Source organism: Mesorhizobium sp. WSM4828 (assembly GCF_055811175.1).
In genome coordinates, this window is the sequence record NZ_JBVVQK010000036.1 from 31,823 (window position 1) to 47,505 (window position 15,683).

The following is a 15,683-nucleotide window of genomic DNA, read 5'->3' on the forward strand; positions in this document are numbered from 1 at the left end:
CAAAGGGCGTAAGCAGGCGACATGGTCGTTTCGCATTTCCTGAAATGGATCCACACGGCGAAGGTGTCGGAGCGCGCTGCGGCGGCAAGCGCGCTGGCTCGCGCCTATGTCGACTCGGACTTGCCTTTCGAGGACCGCTGCGCTGCCGAGGCGGCGCTGACATTGCTGCTCGATGACGCATCGTCGAAGGTGCGGCTGGCAATCGCCGACGCGCTTTCCATGAGCCACTACGCGCCGCCGCAGATCGTCAGCGCGCTGGCTTCGGACCAGCCCGAGGTGGCCGCGTTGGTACTGGCGCGGTCGCCGCTGCTTACCGATGCCGACCTGATCGATCGGGTTGCCGGCGGCCAGAAGGCGACGCAGAAGGTGATCGCCGACCGGCCACGCCTCTCGATGTCGGTTGCGGCGGCGATCGCCGAGATCGGCGAGCCGGAGGCCTGCGCCACGCTGCTCGCCAACAGCGGCGCCGACATCGCATCGATCAGCTTTCGCCGCATGGCCGAGCGGCACGGCCATCTGCCTCTGGTGCGCGAGGCGCTGATTGCCGACGCACGCCTGCCCGCCGATTGCCGGCATTTGCTGCTGGTCAAAGTGGGCGAGACGCTCAAGGGCTCGCCGCTGGTGCTGGCGCTGATGGGCGCCGCCAGGGCTGAGCGCGTCACCCGCGATGCCTGCGTCAAAGCTTCCGTGACATTGATCGAAGGCACGCGTGCCGAGGAACATACAGCACTTGTCGAACATCTGCGTCTGCGCGGCGACCTGACCGCAAGCTTCGTCATCCGCACCATCGCCCACGGCAAGGTCGACTTCTTTGGTTCGGCCCTGGTCGCGCTCAGCCAGCAGTCCGAACAACGGGTGAGCGCACTGCTGGCCGGGGGGCATGACATAGCGTTGCAGGCACTGTTCCGCAGCGCCGGGCTTGCCGCCGCCACCCACGCCATCATCCTGCGTGCGCTGAAGGTCTGGCGCGAGGTCGCCAATGGCAAACGCCTCGCCGGCGTCCAGGAAGTCAGCTGGCTGATGCTGAAGGAATTGGGCGGGCAGTCCGCCGAAGGCGATCTCGCCCGGCTGGTCAAGTCGATCCATCTCGACGCGCTGCGCGAGAACGCACGCGGCCACGCGCTGGCGATCGCGGCTGCTTAAACCCGGTCCTTCGCGAAAAAATCCGGAAAATCTTCGATCGCGGCGGCAATGATGCGCAGCGAGGCGGCGATATGCAGCATTTCGGCTGCTTCGCTTCGCTCCGCGATGCCAGCTGCATATTGCCTGGCGACGGCGACGGTCGCCGTCGGCGGCTCGCCGGACCGCCTGAACAGCAGTTCGCGCGCCAGACCGCGCAGGAAATTGGCGATGGAAAGTGCTGTTTCAGGCGGGATCGCGGAACTCTGTTGCGCGTTGCGCAGCCGCAGGATTTCGAGGCCGACAGTAACGGCAGCAATGCCGCCGGCGAGAACGGCGTCGCCTTTCTCGCCGGCGTTCTGCAGCAGCGGCATCAACTGATTGACCCGATCATAGGCAAGGCTCTCGAAAGCCAGCCGCCGCGGCATACGCTCATGTAGACAGAGGCGGGCAAGATCTTCGCGCATGGCTTGCAGGATGCGGTTGACGGTGACCCAGGGGCCGGCGGGCAGCACGATGGCGAAGACGCCGATCGCCAGAAGAATGCCGACCAGGACCGATGCCGAATTGGCGAAGAACGGAAACGGATCGTAGGTCATCGCCTGATGTGGGCTGAGGAAGGCGAGGAAATTGATGGCAAAGGCCGTTGCCACGCCGACATAGCGCGGATTGGCCATGCCCAGTGCCGCTGGTACCAGGATCGGGACGACAATGACCATGAACCAGCCGAAGCCTGGCAAAACCGGAAGCGCCAACTGGCCGATGAGAAACGCAAAGGGCAGGGCGAGCAACGTGCCCTCGAAGAAGTTCCATGCCGACCGGATTGGATCGGGGCGAGCGGCGAACAGGCTGGAGACGACGGCGACGAGAATGACCGTGCCCGTCGCGCCCGACCATTTCGTCGCCAGCCAGAGGCCGGCGACCAGGAGCGTGGCGATTGCTGCGCGCACGGCATTGCGCGATGCCGCACGGTAATCGCGGTGCACCACCAGCGCCGGCTGCCGCCGTTCGCGACTGGCACGAGACGGGGGAGAGCGGAGTGCATCCAGGCCGCGCAGCACTTGCTGCATGGCCTCGGCGAAGTCGGCGGCAATGGTTAGGCGGGTGACAGTGCCAGCCCAGTCAATGTCTTGCCCGGCCGCGACGTCAGGCATCTGCCGCGCCTTGCCGGCGATTGCGTCGAGCCGCGCCACCCAGGGCGCCGTATCGTCCAGCGCGCCCGACTTGGCTACCAGTTCGCCGACAACGGCCTGCAACTCGGCGCGAACGGGGATGAGGGCTGCATTCTTCGGAGCGGCATGGCCATGCAGCGCACGCGCCGCTGACAGCGCCGACAGAAGCTGACCGATGGTACGCCGGACCGGATAGGCGCGGGTGGCGAGGCTAGGCCCCTCCAGCCTTGCGTAGGTGCGCATCTCGCCGAGCGTCTGGACATCGCCGATCAGCTTGCGGTGCAGCCCGGCAAGCTTTTCCGCATCGCCGCCGGAAAAAGCGCCGTCCGCGTAGGCCGCCAGGTCGAGAATGCTGCGTTTCAGTCTTGAGATGATGGCGTCGGCGGCCAGTTTCGGCAGGATCAGCCGGCTGGTCAGCGCAGCGCAGGCGATACCAAGCACGATTTCCGCGCAGCGCGCCACGGCGAGATCGATGACGAGGTGCGGCTGGCCGAAAGCCGGCAGGCCGATGATCATCGCGGTGTAGCCGGCAAGCGCCGCGCCATCGGCCTCCGGATTGCGTAGCAGCGACGAGACCAGCGTGCAGAAGCCGATCCAGACGGCAAGAAGTGCAACCAGCAACCACGAGTTGGCACCGAAAACAGTGGTAATGCCGATCGCCGCCAGCGCGCCGGCAAGCGTGCCGAGGAGACGATAAAACCCCTTCGCCAGCACCATGCCGGCGACCGGCTGTGCGACGATGAACACCGTCATCATCGCCCATTGCGGGTGGTCGAGCTTCAGCGCATAGGCGGCCAAAAGCGCGATGAGGCCGGCCGAAACGGTGCGCAGGGCAAAAATCCAGTCCGAGCGCGTCGGCCGCGTCAGGCCAGCGATCCGCGTGCCGATATCGTCCTTCAGCCGCGCCCAGATCAAGTGCTCGTCTCCAGCTCAGAAGGCCAAGCTAGCGGCGGGAGCTCAGATATCCAGCACTTCCGTCTCGGCGAATTCCGCGCGTTCCTGGATGAAGCGGAAGCGGGCCTCAGGTTTGGTCCCCATCAATGCGTCGACCGCATCCTTGGTCGCCGCCTCGGCGTCGATCACATCGACCCTGAGCAGCGTGCGCTTTTTCGGGTCCATGGTGGTTTCCTTGAGCTGGGCAGCCATCATTTCGCCCAGCCCTTTGAAGCGGCCGATTTCGACCTTGCCGCGCCCGGTAAATTCGGTGCGCAAAAGTTCGTCCTTGTGCGCGTCGTCGCGGGCATAGGCGACCTTGCCGCCCTGCCGGATCGAATAAAGCGGCGGCACCGCCAGATAGAGATGGCCGCCGCGGACTAGGCTTGGCATCTCCTGGTAGAAAAAGGTGATCAGCAGCGAGGCGATATGGGCGCCGTCGACGTCGGCATCGGTCATGATGATGACCCGGTCGTAACGCAGGTCCTCGTCGCGGTATCTCGAGCGCGTACCGCAGCCAAGCGCCTGGATGAGGTCGGATATCTGCTGGTTGCCGGCCAGCTTGTCGCTGCCGGCGCTGGCGACGTTGAGGATCTTGCCGCGCAGCGGCAGCACCGCCTGGCTGGCGCGGTCGCGCGCCTGCTTTGCCGAACCGCCGGCCGAATCGCCCTCGACGATGAAGAGCTCGGCACCGGCGGCAGCATTCTGCGTGCAATCGGCGAGCTTGCCGGGCAGGCGCAGCTTGCGCACCGCACTCTTGCGCGACACTTCCTTTTCCTGGCGGCGGCGCACCCGCTCGTCGGCGCGCGCGATCACCCATTCGAGCAGTTTCGACGCTTCCTGCGGATTGTCGGCCAGCCAGTGGTCGAATGGGTCGCGGATAGCGCTTTCGACGATGCGGATCGCCTCGATCGTCGCCAGCCTGTCCTTGGTCTGGCCGACGAATTCCGGTTCGCGGATGAACACCGACAGCATGCCCGCCGCCGAGATCATCACATCCTCGGATGTGACGATCGAAGCGCGCTTGTTGCCGACCAGGTCGGCATAAGCGCGCAAGCCGCGTGTCAGGACGTTGCGGAAGCCGGCCTCATGCGTGCCGCCCTCGGCGGTCGGAATGGTGTTGCAATAGGAATTTATGAAACCGTCGCCGCCGAACCAGGTCACGGCCCATTCGAGCGAGCCGTGACCGCCCTGCTTCTCGCTCTTGCCGGCGAACATTTCACGGGTCACCTGGAATTCGTCGCCGAGCGAGGCTTTCAGATAGTCCTTGAGGCCGCCCGGAAAATGGAATTCTGCCTTGGCCGGCGTCGTGTCCTTTTCCTTGATCAGCGAGGGATCGCAGGTCCAGCGGATTTCGACACCGCCGAACAGGTAGGCCTTTGACCGCGCCATGCGGTAGAGCCGCGCCGGCTCGAAAGCAGCACCCTTGCCAAAAATCTGCTCGTCTGGATGGAAGCGGATCTTCGTGCCGCGGCGGTTGTGCACCTCGCCGAGCTGCTCAAGGCCGGTCACCGGAACGCCTCGCGAGAAGCGCTGGCGATAGAGCTTGCGCCCAATCGCGACCTCGACCTCGAGATGGTCGGACAGCGCGTTGACGACGGAAACGCCGACACCGTGCAGGCCGCCGGACGTCTCGTAAACCTTGCTGTCGAACTTGCCGCCTGAATGCAGCGTCGTCATGATGAGTTCGAGCGCCGGCTTCTTGAATTTCGGGTGCGGATCGACCGGAATGCCGCGGCCATTGTCGGTAACTGACAGGTATCCGTCGGCGGACAGCTCGACATCGATGAAGGTCGCATGGCCGGCGACTGCCTCGTCCATCGAATTGTCGATGACCTCGGCAAACAGATGGTGCATCGCCTTGTCGTCGGTGCCGCCAATGTACATGCCCGGGCGCCGTCGCACCGGCTCCAGCCCCTCCAGCACCTCGATGTCGGCGGCACTGTAGCTCTCGCTGGCGTCGCGGGGCGCCGGCCGCTTCGCCGCCTGCACCAGCGGGTCGGCCGGGCGCGCGGCGGCGCGAGCCGGCTGCGGCTGCTTGTCCAATTTGGCGAAAAGGTCGTTGTTGTTGTCCATGCCGATCCTGGATTCCGATGCTGCGAATCACCACGCGATACTGCCACGCTTTTCGCGGGCAGGCGACGGAGGTTCCTGTTACGTTCGAGGATAGAGCCTCTTACTGCAAAACCATTCGGCAGCCAAGCGGCGGAAATGGGGTCGAAGTTGGAGCATCGACGTTTTGTAAACCCTGTCCGAAGGTTACGCCGGAAGATTGGCTAAAAAAGGTATTTGCGGACTGTCGCTGACCTAGAATGCAGCGGAACCCTCAAGAGGCTGTCGCTTAAACATGTTGGATTACAGTTCGCTCCTGCTCGCGGCGGCGCTGTCGGGCACGTGCCTCAGCATCACCATGTTTGCGATCTGGTTCAGCGCGCCACAGGCACGCTTTGTGCTGACGGTGGCGTGCGGCATTCTCGTGCTTGTCGCACATGTAGTGTTGTTCTGGCATTACACTAGGGATCCAAGCGCCTGGCTTTGCCAGATCGTGCTTGTGCTTCTCAGCCTCGGCTTCCTGATTATCTGCCTGTCGGCCATGCAATATCTCAGCATAGGCGACTACAGGCGCGCCATCTTGCCGACCTTGGTTGCGATGGCTGTTTGCACGGGCGCGACGTATCTCGGGTTTGATGGTGTCGGCTTTATCGTCACCTACGCCACGGTAACGGCGCTGCTCTCGCTCATCGGGGCGATGTTCTGGATTGAGGGTGGTCACGATCGCCGGATATTGCTGGTCGTCTCGTTCCTGAGCGGCGTCTGTGCCCTGTCGTTCGGACTTTGCGGCGCGGTCCTGCTGGTCAAGGGCCAATGGGTGCTCGGTGTTGCGCCCGACAATTGGGCCGAGCGGGTGAATTCCGTCGTGGCCGTCGCCTGCATGACCGGGCTCGGCGCATTGACGCTCTCCCTGCACCATTTGCAGGCGCAGATCGAATTGAAGGCCGAGACGATGACCGATCCACTGACCGGGCTGATGAACCGGCGGGCGTTGACGGCACTCTACGGCGAGCGGGTCTTCGGTCCGTTCATGTCCGTCGCCATGTTCGACCTTGACCATTTCAAGAGGACGAACGACGTATTCGGTCACCCGGTCGGCGACCAGGTTCTGCGCCGCTTTGCCGCCGTCATCAGGAAATACGCCCGGACCGGCGTCGACGCCTTCCGGTTGGGCGGAGAGGAATTCGTGCTCGTCATGTCGCGGATGACGGAAGAGAAGGCCTATGACGTTGCGAGCAAGATCAGCGTCGCCTTCGGCACGGAAGTCGTAGCCACCCAACTTGGTCCGTTGCGAAGCACAGTCAGCGGCGGCATCGGCTTTGGCGGAACAAGCGGCACCGGTCTCGACGATGTGCTGGCCGAAGCCGACGCAGCACTCTATGCGGCAAAGCGCGCCGGGCGAAATCGCGTCGTCGTCCGGGACCGGGCGAGCAAGGCCGACGGGCCGGCCTTGCGTTCTGCCTGATGAGATTTCTATCTTCTTGTTAGACCACGATCTTGTCCGAAAACCGGGTTCCGCTTTTCGGGATCTGGTCTACTCCGCCGCGCCAAGATATTCCGATAGCGGCGGACAGGAGCAGACAAGGTTGCGGTCGCCGGCGACGTTGTCGATGCGTGACACCGGCGGCCAGTATTTTGCCGCCGTATCGGCATCGCCGGCGGGGTAGGCCGCCTCCAGACGCGAATAGGGATGGGTCCACTGGCCGGCCAATGCCTCGGCGGCGGTGTGCGGCGCGTTGACCAGAGGATTGTCGGCCAACGGCCATTCGCCCTTCGCCACCTTGGCTGCCTCGCCGGCTATGGCGATCATGGCCTCGCAGAAGCGATCCAGCTCGCGCTTGGGCTCGGACTCGGTCGGCTCGACCATCAGCGTGCCGGCGACCGGGAACGACATGGTCGGCGCGTGGAAGCCATAGTCGATCAGCCGCTTGGCGATGTCGTCGACGCTGATGCCGGCGCTGTCCTTGAGCACGCGGGTGTCGAGGATGCATTCATGCGCAACGCGTCCGTTGCGCCCCTTGTAAAGCAGGGGGAAATGCTCGCCAAGCCGCGTCGCCACATAGTTGGCGGAGATGATCGCCGTCTCGGTCGCCTGCTTCAGGCCGGAAGCGCCCATCATGCGGATATACATCCAGGTGATCGGCAGGATCGAGGCGCTGCCGAACGGTGCCGCCGCCACGGCATGGGCCGAGCCTTCGGTGATGTGGCCGGGCAGATATGGCTTCAGGTGCGCCTTGACGCCAATCGGCCCGACACCGGGGCCGCCGCCGCCATGCGGGATGCAGAAAGTCTTGTGCAGGTTCATGTGGCAGACATCGGCGCCGATATCGCCGGGACGGGCGAGGCCGACCAGCGCGTTGAGATTGGCGCCGTCGAAATAGACCTGGCCGCCATGGCTGTGGACGAGGGCGCAGAGGTCGCGCGCGCCTTCCTCGAAGACGCCATGCGTCGAAGGATAGGTGAACATCAGCGCCGCGAGATTATGCGCATGCTCGGCCGCCTTGGCCTGCAGGTCGTCCATGTCGACATTGCCGTCCTCGGTGCAGCGCACGACGACGACGCTCATGCCGGCCATGGCCGCACTTGCGGGATTGGTGCCATGCGCCGAGGACGGGATCAGGCAGACGGTGCGATGGGCTTCGCCGCGTGACAGATGATAGCCGCGAATGGCGAGCAGCCCGGCATATTCGCCCTGGCTGCCGGCATTGGGCTGCAGGGTCACCGCGTCGAAGCCGGTGATCTCAGCCAGCCAGCCTTCCAGCTCGTCGATTATGGCGCGATAGCCTATCGAATGATTTGCCGGCGCGAAGGGATGCAGGTTGGCGACATCAGGCCAGCTCACCGGCATCATTTCGGCGGCGGCGTTGAGCTTCATGGTGCAGGAGCCGAGCGGGATCATGGCGCGGTCAAGCGCCAGGTCCTTGTCGGCCAGCCGGCGCAGGAAGCGCATCATGTCGGTTTCCGAGTGGTTTTCGCGGAAGACGGGCTGGGTGAGGAACTCCTTGCCGCGCGGTTTTCCTGGCATGGAACTGCCGGCGGCAACGCCGGCCTTGGCGCCGAAAAGTGCTGCGATTGCCTCCAGATCGGCTTCGGTGGAGGTCTCGTCGAAGCTGACGCCGACATGGTCGGCGTCGATGACGCGCAGCAGCCGGCCGGTCTTTTCTGCGGCGGCGGCAATCGCGCCAGCACTGCCCCTCACTTCCACGGTCACCGTGTCGAAGCGGCTTTCGCCGACCACCGAAACGCCCGCTGCCTCGAGGCCGGCAGCCAGGCGGTTGGCCAGCGTGTGGACGCGGCCGGCAATCGCCTGCAGCCCGGCAGGGCCGTGCCAGATCGCATAGGCCGTCGCCATATTGGCGAGCAGCGCCTGTGCGGTGCAGATGTTGGACGTCGCCTTGTCGCGGCGGATATGCTGCTCGCGTGTCTGCAAAGCGAGGCGATAACCGGGACGGCCCTTGCTATCCGTCGACTGTCCAACGAGCCGGCCGGGCATCAGCCGCGTCAGCCTGTCGGAGACGGCGCAATAGGCGGCGTGCGGCCCGCCAAAGCCCATCGGCACGCCAAAACGCTGCATCGGGCCGACGGCGATGTCGGCGCCAAGCCTGGCCGGCGCAACGGTCAGCGTCAGGCCAAGCGGGTCGGCGATGAAGACGACCAGCGCGCCGGCAGCACGGGCCTTGTCGATTGCTGCCTTGTGGTCGCCATAGACGCCGAACGTATCGGGCCAGGAGACCAGCAGGGCGGCGGTGTTGTCGTCGATCACCTCGCCGTCCACTTCGATACCGAGCGGCTCGGCGCGGGTGCGCACGACGTCCAGCGTCTGCGGGTGCGGCGTGCCGGCCAGTGCCACCTTGGTGCGCTTGTCGCGATGATGGCGGAGCGCAATGCCGACAGCTTCGGCTACCGCTGTCGCCTCGTCGAGCAGCGAGGCCGATGCTACCGGCAGGCCGGTCAGTTCCGTCACCAGCGTCTGGAAGTTGAACAGCATTTCCAGCCGGCCCTGGCTGATCTCGGCTTGGTAAGGCGTGTAAGCGGTATACCAGGCCGGGTTCTCGAAAAGGTTGCGCTGGATCACCGGCGGCACATGGACGCCATGATAGCCGGCACCGATGAAGCTCTTCAGCACCGTGTTCTTTGCCATCGTCGCCGCGAGCTCGGTCAGCGCTTCCGCTTCGCTTGCCGGGGCGGGCAGGGCCAGCGGCCGGTCAAGCCGGATCGACTTCGGCACTGCCTGGCTGATCAGCGTCTCGACCGAAGGAACGCCAATCGTCGCCAGCATGGCTCTGACGTCATGGAGGCCCGGGCCGATATGGCGAGCCGAGAAGGGGTAGGGTGCTGCGGTCATCTTCCTGGTCCTGCTATCAACCAATATGGGCATTGTAGGCGGCTTCATCGAGGAGCCCGTCGAGCTGGTTTTCATTGGCCAGCTTCATCTTCCACAGCCAGCCGTCGCCGGTTGCCGCCGAATTGACGAGCGAAGGATCCGATGACAGCGCGGTGTTGGCTTCGGTGATCTCGCCGTCGGCCGGCGCGTAGACGTCCGATGCCGCCTTGACCGATTCGACCACTACGGCCGTATCGCCCTTGGCCAGCTTTTTCCCCGGCTCCGGCAGTTCGACAAAGACGAGATCGCCGAGCTGCTGCTGTGCGTAGTCGGTGATGCCGACCGTGGCGATGCCACCCTCGACGCGCAGCCATTCGTGATCTTCGGTGAAATAGGTCTTTGCCATTGAAATCATCCTTTGCGGTAGCGATGCGGCGTGAAGGGCAAGGGGTGGATGTCGACCGGGATTTTCGTCCCGCGGACATCGGCGAACAGTTTTGCGCCGGATTTGGCAAGCGGCGTCTGGACGTAGCCCATGGCGACCGGATGACCGGCCGAGGGGCCGAAGCCGCCTGAGGTGACATGGCCGGCAGGGTTGCCGTCGGCATCGAAAAGGGCAGCACCGGCGCGCACCGGCTGGCGGCCTTCCGGCCTCAGGCCGACGCGTTTTTGCGCCGGGCCGCGCTCCAGGATGGCGCGCAGCGCATCGGCGCCGATGAAGGTGCCAGAGGCGCGAACCTCCTTGGGGATCGCCCACATCAGCCCGGCGCTGGCCGGATCGATCTCCGGCGTGATGTCCAGCCCGTGCAGGCACAATCCGGCTTCGAGGCGCAGGCTGTCGCGGGCGGCAAGGCCGATCCACATCAACCGCTCGTCCTCGAGCAGCCTGGTGACGAGGTTTCGCGCATCCGCTTCCGGCAGACCGATCTCGAAGCCGTCTTCACCGGTATAGCCAGACCGGCTCATGAACCATTTCTCGCGCGGCTCGATACCGTGCATGAACACCAGCGAACCGGTCTCGATGCCGGCGCGGGAGAGGGCGGCCCACGCCTCGGGGCCCTGGACGGCCAGGAAGACGCGGTCGAGCGCGTCCACTTTTACATCGAAATCCCCGGCCAATGCGCGCAGATGTTTTTCGTCGGCGGCGGCATTGCCGGCATTGGCGACCATCATGAAGCGCTCGGCGCCGAGCCTGGTGACGATCAGATCGTCGAGTATCCCGGCCGCCTCGTTGAGGAAGAACGTGTATTTGGACTGGGAAACCTCAAGCGCGCCTGCATCGAACGGGCAGGCGCGGTTCAGAAGCGCTGCTGCCCCCGGACCGCTGATTTCGAACAGCTTCATGTGCGAGATGTCGAACAGGCCGGCATGCTCGCGGCTGTGAAGGTGCTCCTTCATCACGCCGGCCGGATAGGTCAGCGGCATCGACCAGCCGGCGAAGGCGCCAAAGCGCGCACCGGCTGCCACATGCAGATCTTCGAGGGGAAGGTGTTTGGTGTCGTCGCCCGTCATGTCATCTCCAGAGTCGCACGCAAGCGGCCGCGAATGGCGACCAGTCCGTGCCCCTCTGTCTGAAGCCTGAGAGACTCGCGCCCCGTAACTCTGTCGGCAGCGCTTACACCTTCGGCGCGGGGGCAAGCCCCGACTTTCCAGAGTGTCTTTCCCGTCTACGGTTCTTTTGCCTGAGAGATTTCGGGCGATTTCCCCTTCGGCGGCAGCTCTCGCTGCTCTCTCCCGCAAACAGGTAGGACTCGGTCAGGAGCCCTCGACTCGTCATCCATAGCCCGTGGACGACACCTTGTCACCTGCCAGCGACGTTTTTACTGGCCAGTCTTCTGCGGGCCTTCTTTACAGGCAAGACAGGCAAGCCTTCGCTAACCACGCCGCTTGCCGGTTTCTCAAGACCTTGCCGATATACCGGATAAGGGCCGGCAATTACCGGCGGCGGGGCGGGGAAGAAAATGGGCGAATTGATCATGAGCGCGCCGGTGGCCGGGCTGACTTCGAAAAATCGGATCACGGCGGAAGACGTGATCATGCTGCGCCGCGAAGTGTTCGGCGACGGCGTGGTAACGCGCGGCGAGGCCGAGGCGCTGTTTGCGCTCGATGCAACGGCGAGGGACAAATGCGCGGAATGGCTCGAGTTTTTCGTCGAGGCCGTCACCGACTTCATCGTCCACCAGGAAAAGCCGGCGGGCTATGTTTCGCAGGACAATGCCGACTGGCTGATCCGGACGATTTCGCGCGACGGCATGGTCGACAGCCAGACCGAACTCGAGCTGCTGGTGCATGTGCTGGAAGTTGCCAAATCATCGCCGAGCAGGCTTTCCGGCTATGCGCTGGAGCAGGTCGCTCATGCGGTCGTGGGCGGCAAGGGGCCGCTAATGGCCGGCGGCAGGCTTATCCCTGGGTCGATTGCCAAGGCTGAGGTCGAGCTGTTGCGCCGCATTCTTTACGCCTATGGCGGCGATGGCAACATCGCCATCAGCCGCGCCGAGGCCGAGGTACTGTTCGAGATCAACGAGCGGACAGCGGCGGGCGACAACGATCCGTCCTGGAACGATCTGTTTGTAAAGGCGATCGCCAATTTCGTCATGTGTTCGGCCGGCTACGAACCGCCGGTGCGCGACGTGGCGCTGCGCCGGGATTCGTTCTTCGAGCAGGCCGATCCGGAGATCGGCGGTTTCTTCAGCCGTATGGTGTCGGGTGGCCTGTCCGGCATTATGGAGGCCTATCGCTCACCGGGCGACGTCGAGGCCGAATGGGAATCGAGGAACAAGGCAGCCGAGGCTCTGGCCCGCCGCGCCGAGACGGTCGATGCCGGCGAGGCCAAATGGCTTGCTGAACACATCGGCGACCGGCCGCTGCATGAGAACGAGCGCGCGTTGCTGACGCTGATCAAGCATGCCTCGCCGGAAATCCATCCGGCGCTCAAACCGCTGATCGACAAGGTCGCCTGAACAAAAGGCACTAAATCGTCGGTCGTCAGATACCGCCGTACCAGTCGTAGCCATTGTCCTCCCAATAGCCGCCTCTGCCGCCGCCGATATTGGCGAAGCCGTCGACCAGCTCGATCTTGTAGAGATATTTCGGCATCTTGTAGCCGAGTTGGCGCTCGACGCGGACGCGCAGCGGCGCGCCGTTTTCGACCGGCAACGGCTTGCCGTTGAGGCCATAGGCAAGGATCGTCTGCGGATGACGGGCATCGACCAGGTCGATCGAGCCGTAATATTTGATATCGCCGGCAAGGCTGCGGTCGATCGTATCGAGGCAGTGGAACATGACGTAGCGCGCCTGCGGCTTGACCACGGCCTGGTCGAGCACCAGCGACAGCGGCGTGCCGGTCCATTTGGCAATGCAGCTCCAGCCTTCGACGCAGTCGTGGCGGGTGATCTGGGTGCGGCTCGGCATGTTCATCAGCTGCTCGCGGCTCAGCGACAGCGGTTTTTCGACGAGGCCTGAAACCTCCAGCCGCCAGTCGGCGAAATCGCTGGCGAGCAGGCCCTTGTAGAAGTCGTCGTCCGGTGCGGTGACACCGTTCGGCCGCTGCGGCTGGCGAATGTCGGCCTCGGTGAACTCCGGCGCCAGCGCATCGCGGCCGGCAAGCAGCCGCTGCGCCCGCCAGGTCAGGCCATTGGCGCTTTCGAGGAAGCTGCGCAGGCCGTCGCCGACGCCAAGCTGGCTGTCGAAGGCGTCGCAGCCCGACAGCATGATGCCGGAAAGGCCGAGGCTGGCCGAAGTCAGGAATTTCCTTCGGCTTATCTGTAGCTCGGGGCTGATCTCGAATTTCGCCATGTCAGGCACTCCTCTCTGGCGCATTGTCGCCATGAGCCGGCGGGTCGGTTCGGTACCAGCCGGTGATGATGGAGCGCAGCTCGTTGATCGGGCCGGCGGCCAGGATCATCAGGATGTGGATAATGAAGAAGGCGACGAGCAGCAGCATCACCGTGAAGTGGATGGTGCGCGCCGTCTGCCGGCCGCCGAGCAGGTCGTTGAGGAACGGCAGCACCGAATCCATGCTCGGCGACATGGCAAGGCCGGTGATGATCATCAGCGGCAGCAGCACGAACAGCACGCCGCCATAGGCCATCTTCTGCAACGTGTTGTAGTCGCGCGTGTGATGGAACCTGAGCTTGGCGTGCTCGGCAATGTCTCGCGGCAGGCGCCTGAAATCATCGAGGCGCGGAGCAAGATCGCGGCGCAAATGGCCGTTGATCAGGCTGGCGACCAGCCAGACCAGCAGCGTGGTGGTCAGCACCCAGGCAAAGAAGAAATGAACGACGCGCGCGGTGCCGAGATCGTAATAGGAAGGGATCGTCGCCCAGGACGGGAAGGCGCGGGAGGTCTCCTGGCCGGCCGGACCCGACCAGCCGAGCACGCCGGTGGTATCGAAGCGCTTGCCGAAGATCTCGGTATAGCCGCGCGGGCCGCTTGCGGTGTTCTCGGCGCCGATGGCGAAGATGGTGTTGTTGTAGCCAAAACCCGACTCCTTGCCGATATAGAGCTGCGGACGGGCGTTGAAGATCTGCAGGCCGGAAAGCAGCATGAAGAACAGCGCGATCGCCCACAGCCAATGCGTCAGCCGCGTCCAGCGCGACTGGCGATAGATCAGCGTCGCATCGCTCGGCGCGGCGGTATCTGCTCCGGCGGCTTGGTTTCTGGCAAGCGATTCCATCTGTTGTTCCCTCCGGCCGCGTGTTCGCCGCGGCCTGTCAGATCCCTTCTCCTCCCAATACGTCGCCAGCTTAAGCGATGTTTCACCCGATCACGGATTTATTACGGACTGCCGAGGCTGACGGCGAGATTGACCGCGGCTGCCACGATGACCGTGTTGAAGAAGAACGACAGGATCGAATGCACAAGCACGACACGGCGCATTTGCGAGGTCGTGATGTTGGTGTCGGCGGTTTGCGCCGTCATGCCGATCACTGTCGCAAAATAGAGGAAATCCGAGCCTTCCGGCCGTTTGCCGCCCGGGAAGTCGAGGCCGCCGACCGGAATTTTCTTTTTGGTGTCGCCATCCATCGCATCGCCGTCCAACCAATAGAGATGCGCGTAGTGAAGCGCCGCCATCGCATGGATGGTCAACCAGCCAAGCGGGATAGCCAATAACGCGACCGTAAGCTCGACGGGATCCGCGCTCTTCTCCCTGTTGATCAATTGAAACAACGAGATGATGGCAATAGCGACGACAACCAGCGTGACCGCGAAGATCGCCAGCACCGGCAGGTCCGTCTCGCCTGCATTCTTGCGCAGATAGCTGCCGGTAAGCCGCGGCATGTGGGCGACGACAAGACAGAGATAGGCGGCAAAGAACGCATTGGCACCGATCGAATAGGCAAGCGGCGCACGCCAGATCAGCGCTGCGCCGAAGGCTGCCACCCCGATGCAGGCCGACACCGCGAACGGCGTGTGGCGTTGCATGGGCATTTTGGTCGGGGTGCCGGTCGTCATGGTTCTCAGTCCGCTGCGGCCGATTTCAGCGCTCGCCGCAAGATGCGGTCAAGCTCGCCAAGGAACCGCGAGCGGTCCTGCGGCGCGAAGCTCGAATTGTAGCCCTTACTTTCGCCGGTCTCGCGCAGATGCTGCTTGAGGTCGCGCATCGCCACCGCCATGCCGATTGTTTCCGGCGTAAACGGGCGTCCCGTCGGGCCGAGCACATGGGCGCCAAGCGCCACCGCGCGGGCGGCAAGCGGGATGTCGGCGGTCACCACGATGTCGTTGGACCGGGCATTTTCGACGATCCAGTCGTCGGCGGCGTCCGCACCCTTGGAGACGACGACATTGCGGATCATCGGATCGCGCGACGGACGCAGACCGCCATTGGAGACGAAGGTGACGACGATGCCGTGCCGCTCGGCGACTTTTTCGACCTCGGCCTTCACCGGGCAGGCATCGGCATCGACGAGAATGGCGGGTGCGGGCATCGTTGTTCCAAATGTGAAAGAGCCGGGCGATGTCGCCCGGCTCGATCGATGATAGTCGAGCGGCTACTAGGCCGGCAAGGCGCCGGATCTCTTGGCCGTCCAGGTGGCGATATAGTCCATCAGGCCGGGATTGAGGCAATCATAAGGTTCGAGCCC

General features: G+C 64.2%; 12 protein-coding genes, 1 pseudogene and 1 riboswitch. Of the genes and pseudogenes, 3 read left to right on the forward strand and 10 right to left on the reverse strand.

All coding sequences use genetic code 11. The annotated features are described in order from the left end of the window. The first annotated feature begins 21 nt into the window (after positions 1-21). The gene (locus AC0L2X_RS28230) at positions 22-1,143 is read left to right on the forward strand and encodes a DUF2336 domain-containing protein (protein WP_473561236.1); all 1,122 of its coding nucleotides are present in this window, start codon (positions 22-24) and stop codon (positions 1,141-1,143) included. On the opposite strand, the gene AC0L2X_RS28235 is transcribed toward AC0L2X_RS28230, so the two are convergent. Beyond that, positions 1,140-3,206, reverse strand: coding sequence for an FUSC family protein (locus AC0L2X_RS28235; protein WP_473561238.1), 2,067 nt, complete (start codon positions 3,204-3,206; stop codon positions 1,140-1,142). The genes AC0L2X_RS28230 and AC0L2X_RS28235 overlap by 4 nt on opposite strands. Positions 3,207-3,248: 42 nt before the next feature. Next, on the reverse strand, positions 3,249-5,300 hold the full coding sequence (parE, locus tag AC0L2X_RS28240) for a DNA topoisomerase IV subunit B (RefSeq protein ID WP_473561239.1): 2,052 nt from the start codon (positions 5,298-5,300) through the stop codon (positions 3,249-3,251). A gap of 271 nt (positions 5,301-5,571) precedes the next feature. On the opposite strand from parE, the gene AC0L2X_RS28245 reads away from it, so the two are divergent. Next, the gene (locus tag AC0L2X_RS28245) at positions 5,572-6,741 is read left to right on the forward strand and encodes a GGDEF domain-containing protein (RefSeq protein ID WP_473561241.1); all 1,170 of its coding nucleotides are present in this window, start codon (positions 5,572-5,574) and stop codon (positions 6,739-6,741) included. 69 nt (positions 6,742-6,810) lie between these two features. Here the strand turns inward: AC0L2X_RS28245 and gcvP are convergent, their stop codons facing one another. From gcvP to gcvT, 3 genes are read right to left on the reverse strand one after another with little or no spacing between them, the layout of a single operon-like run. Beyond that, positions 6,811-9,621: an aminomethyl-transferring glycine dehydrogenase gene (gcvP, locus tag AC0L2X_RS28250; protein ID WP_473561242.1), complete on the reverse strand. Its 2,811-nt coding sequence runs from the start codon at positions 9,619-9,621 to the stop codon at positions 6,811-6,813. A 16-nt stretch (positions 9,622-9,637) separates the two neighbouring features. Next, positions 9,638-10,006: a glycine cleavage system protein GcvH gene (gene gcvH / locus AC0L2X_RS28255; protein ID WP_473561244.1), complete on the reverse strand. Its 369-nt coding sequence runs from the start codon at positions 10,004-10,006 to the stop codon at positions 9,638-9,640. A gap of 5 nt (positions 10,007-10,011) precedes the next feature. After that, the gene (gene gcvT / locus AC0L2X_RS28260; RefSeq protein WP_473561245.1) at positions 10,012-11,112 is read right to left on the reverse strand and encodes a glycine cleavage system aminomethyltransferase GcvT; all 1,101 of its coding nucleotides are present in this window, start codon (positions 11,110-11,112) and stop codon (positions 10,012-10,014) included. Positions 11,113-11,260: 148 nt separating this feature from the next. Next, positions 11,261-11,347: riboswitch (glycine riboswitch) on the reverse strand. Between the two features lie 214 nt (positions 11,348-11,561). On the opposite strand from gcvT, the gene AC0L2X_RS28265 reads away from it, so the two are divergent. Continuing rightward, the gene (locus AC0L2X_RS28265) at positions 11,562-12,560 is read left to right on the forward strand and encodes a hypothetical protein (protein WP_473561247.1); all 999 of its coding nucleotides are present in this window, start codon (positions 11,562-11,564) and stop codon (positions 12,558-12,560) included. Between the two features lie 25 nt (positions 12,561-12,585). On the opposite strand, the gene AC0L2X_RS28270 is transcribed toward AC0L2X_RS28265, so the two are convergent. The 5 genes and pseudogenes from AC0L2X_RS28270 to AC0L2X_RS28290 all read right to left on the reverse strand — a co-directional run. Continuing rightward, positions 12,586-13,395 carry a molybdopterin-binding protein gene (locus AC0L2X_RS28270; protein WP_473561249.1) on the reverse strand — a complete coding sequence of 270 codons (810 nt, stop codon included), beginning with the start codon at positions 13,393-13,395 and terminating at the stop codon, positions 12,586-12,588. A gap of 1 nt (position 13,396) precedes the next feature. Beyond that, positions 13,397-14,275, reverse strand: coding sequence for a cytochrome b/b6 domain-containing protein (locus AC0L2X_RS28275; RefSeq protein WP_352492739.1), 879 nt, complete (start codon positions 14,273-14,275; stop codon positions 13,397-13,399). 101 nt (positions 14,276-14,376) lie between these two features. Beyond that, entirely contained in the window at positions 14,377-15,054 is a 678-nt protein-coding gene (locus AC0L2X_RS28280; protein ID WP_473561250.1) for a DUF1345 domain-containing protein, read from the reverse strand. Positions 15,055-15,059: 5 nt separating this feature from the next. Beyond that, entirely contained in the window at positions 15,060-15,527 is a 468-nt protein-coding gene (locus tag AC0L2X_RS28285; protein ID WP_473561252.1) for a YaiI/YqxD family protein, read from the reverse strand. A 66-nt stretch (positions 15,528-15,593) separates the two neighbouring features. Further along, positions 15,594-15,683, reverse strand: a pseudogene (locus AC0L2X_RS28290) (S-(hydroxymethyl)glutathione synthase); the annotation flags it as partial.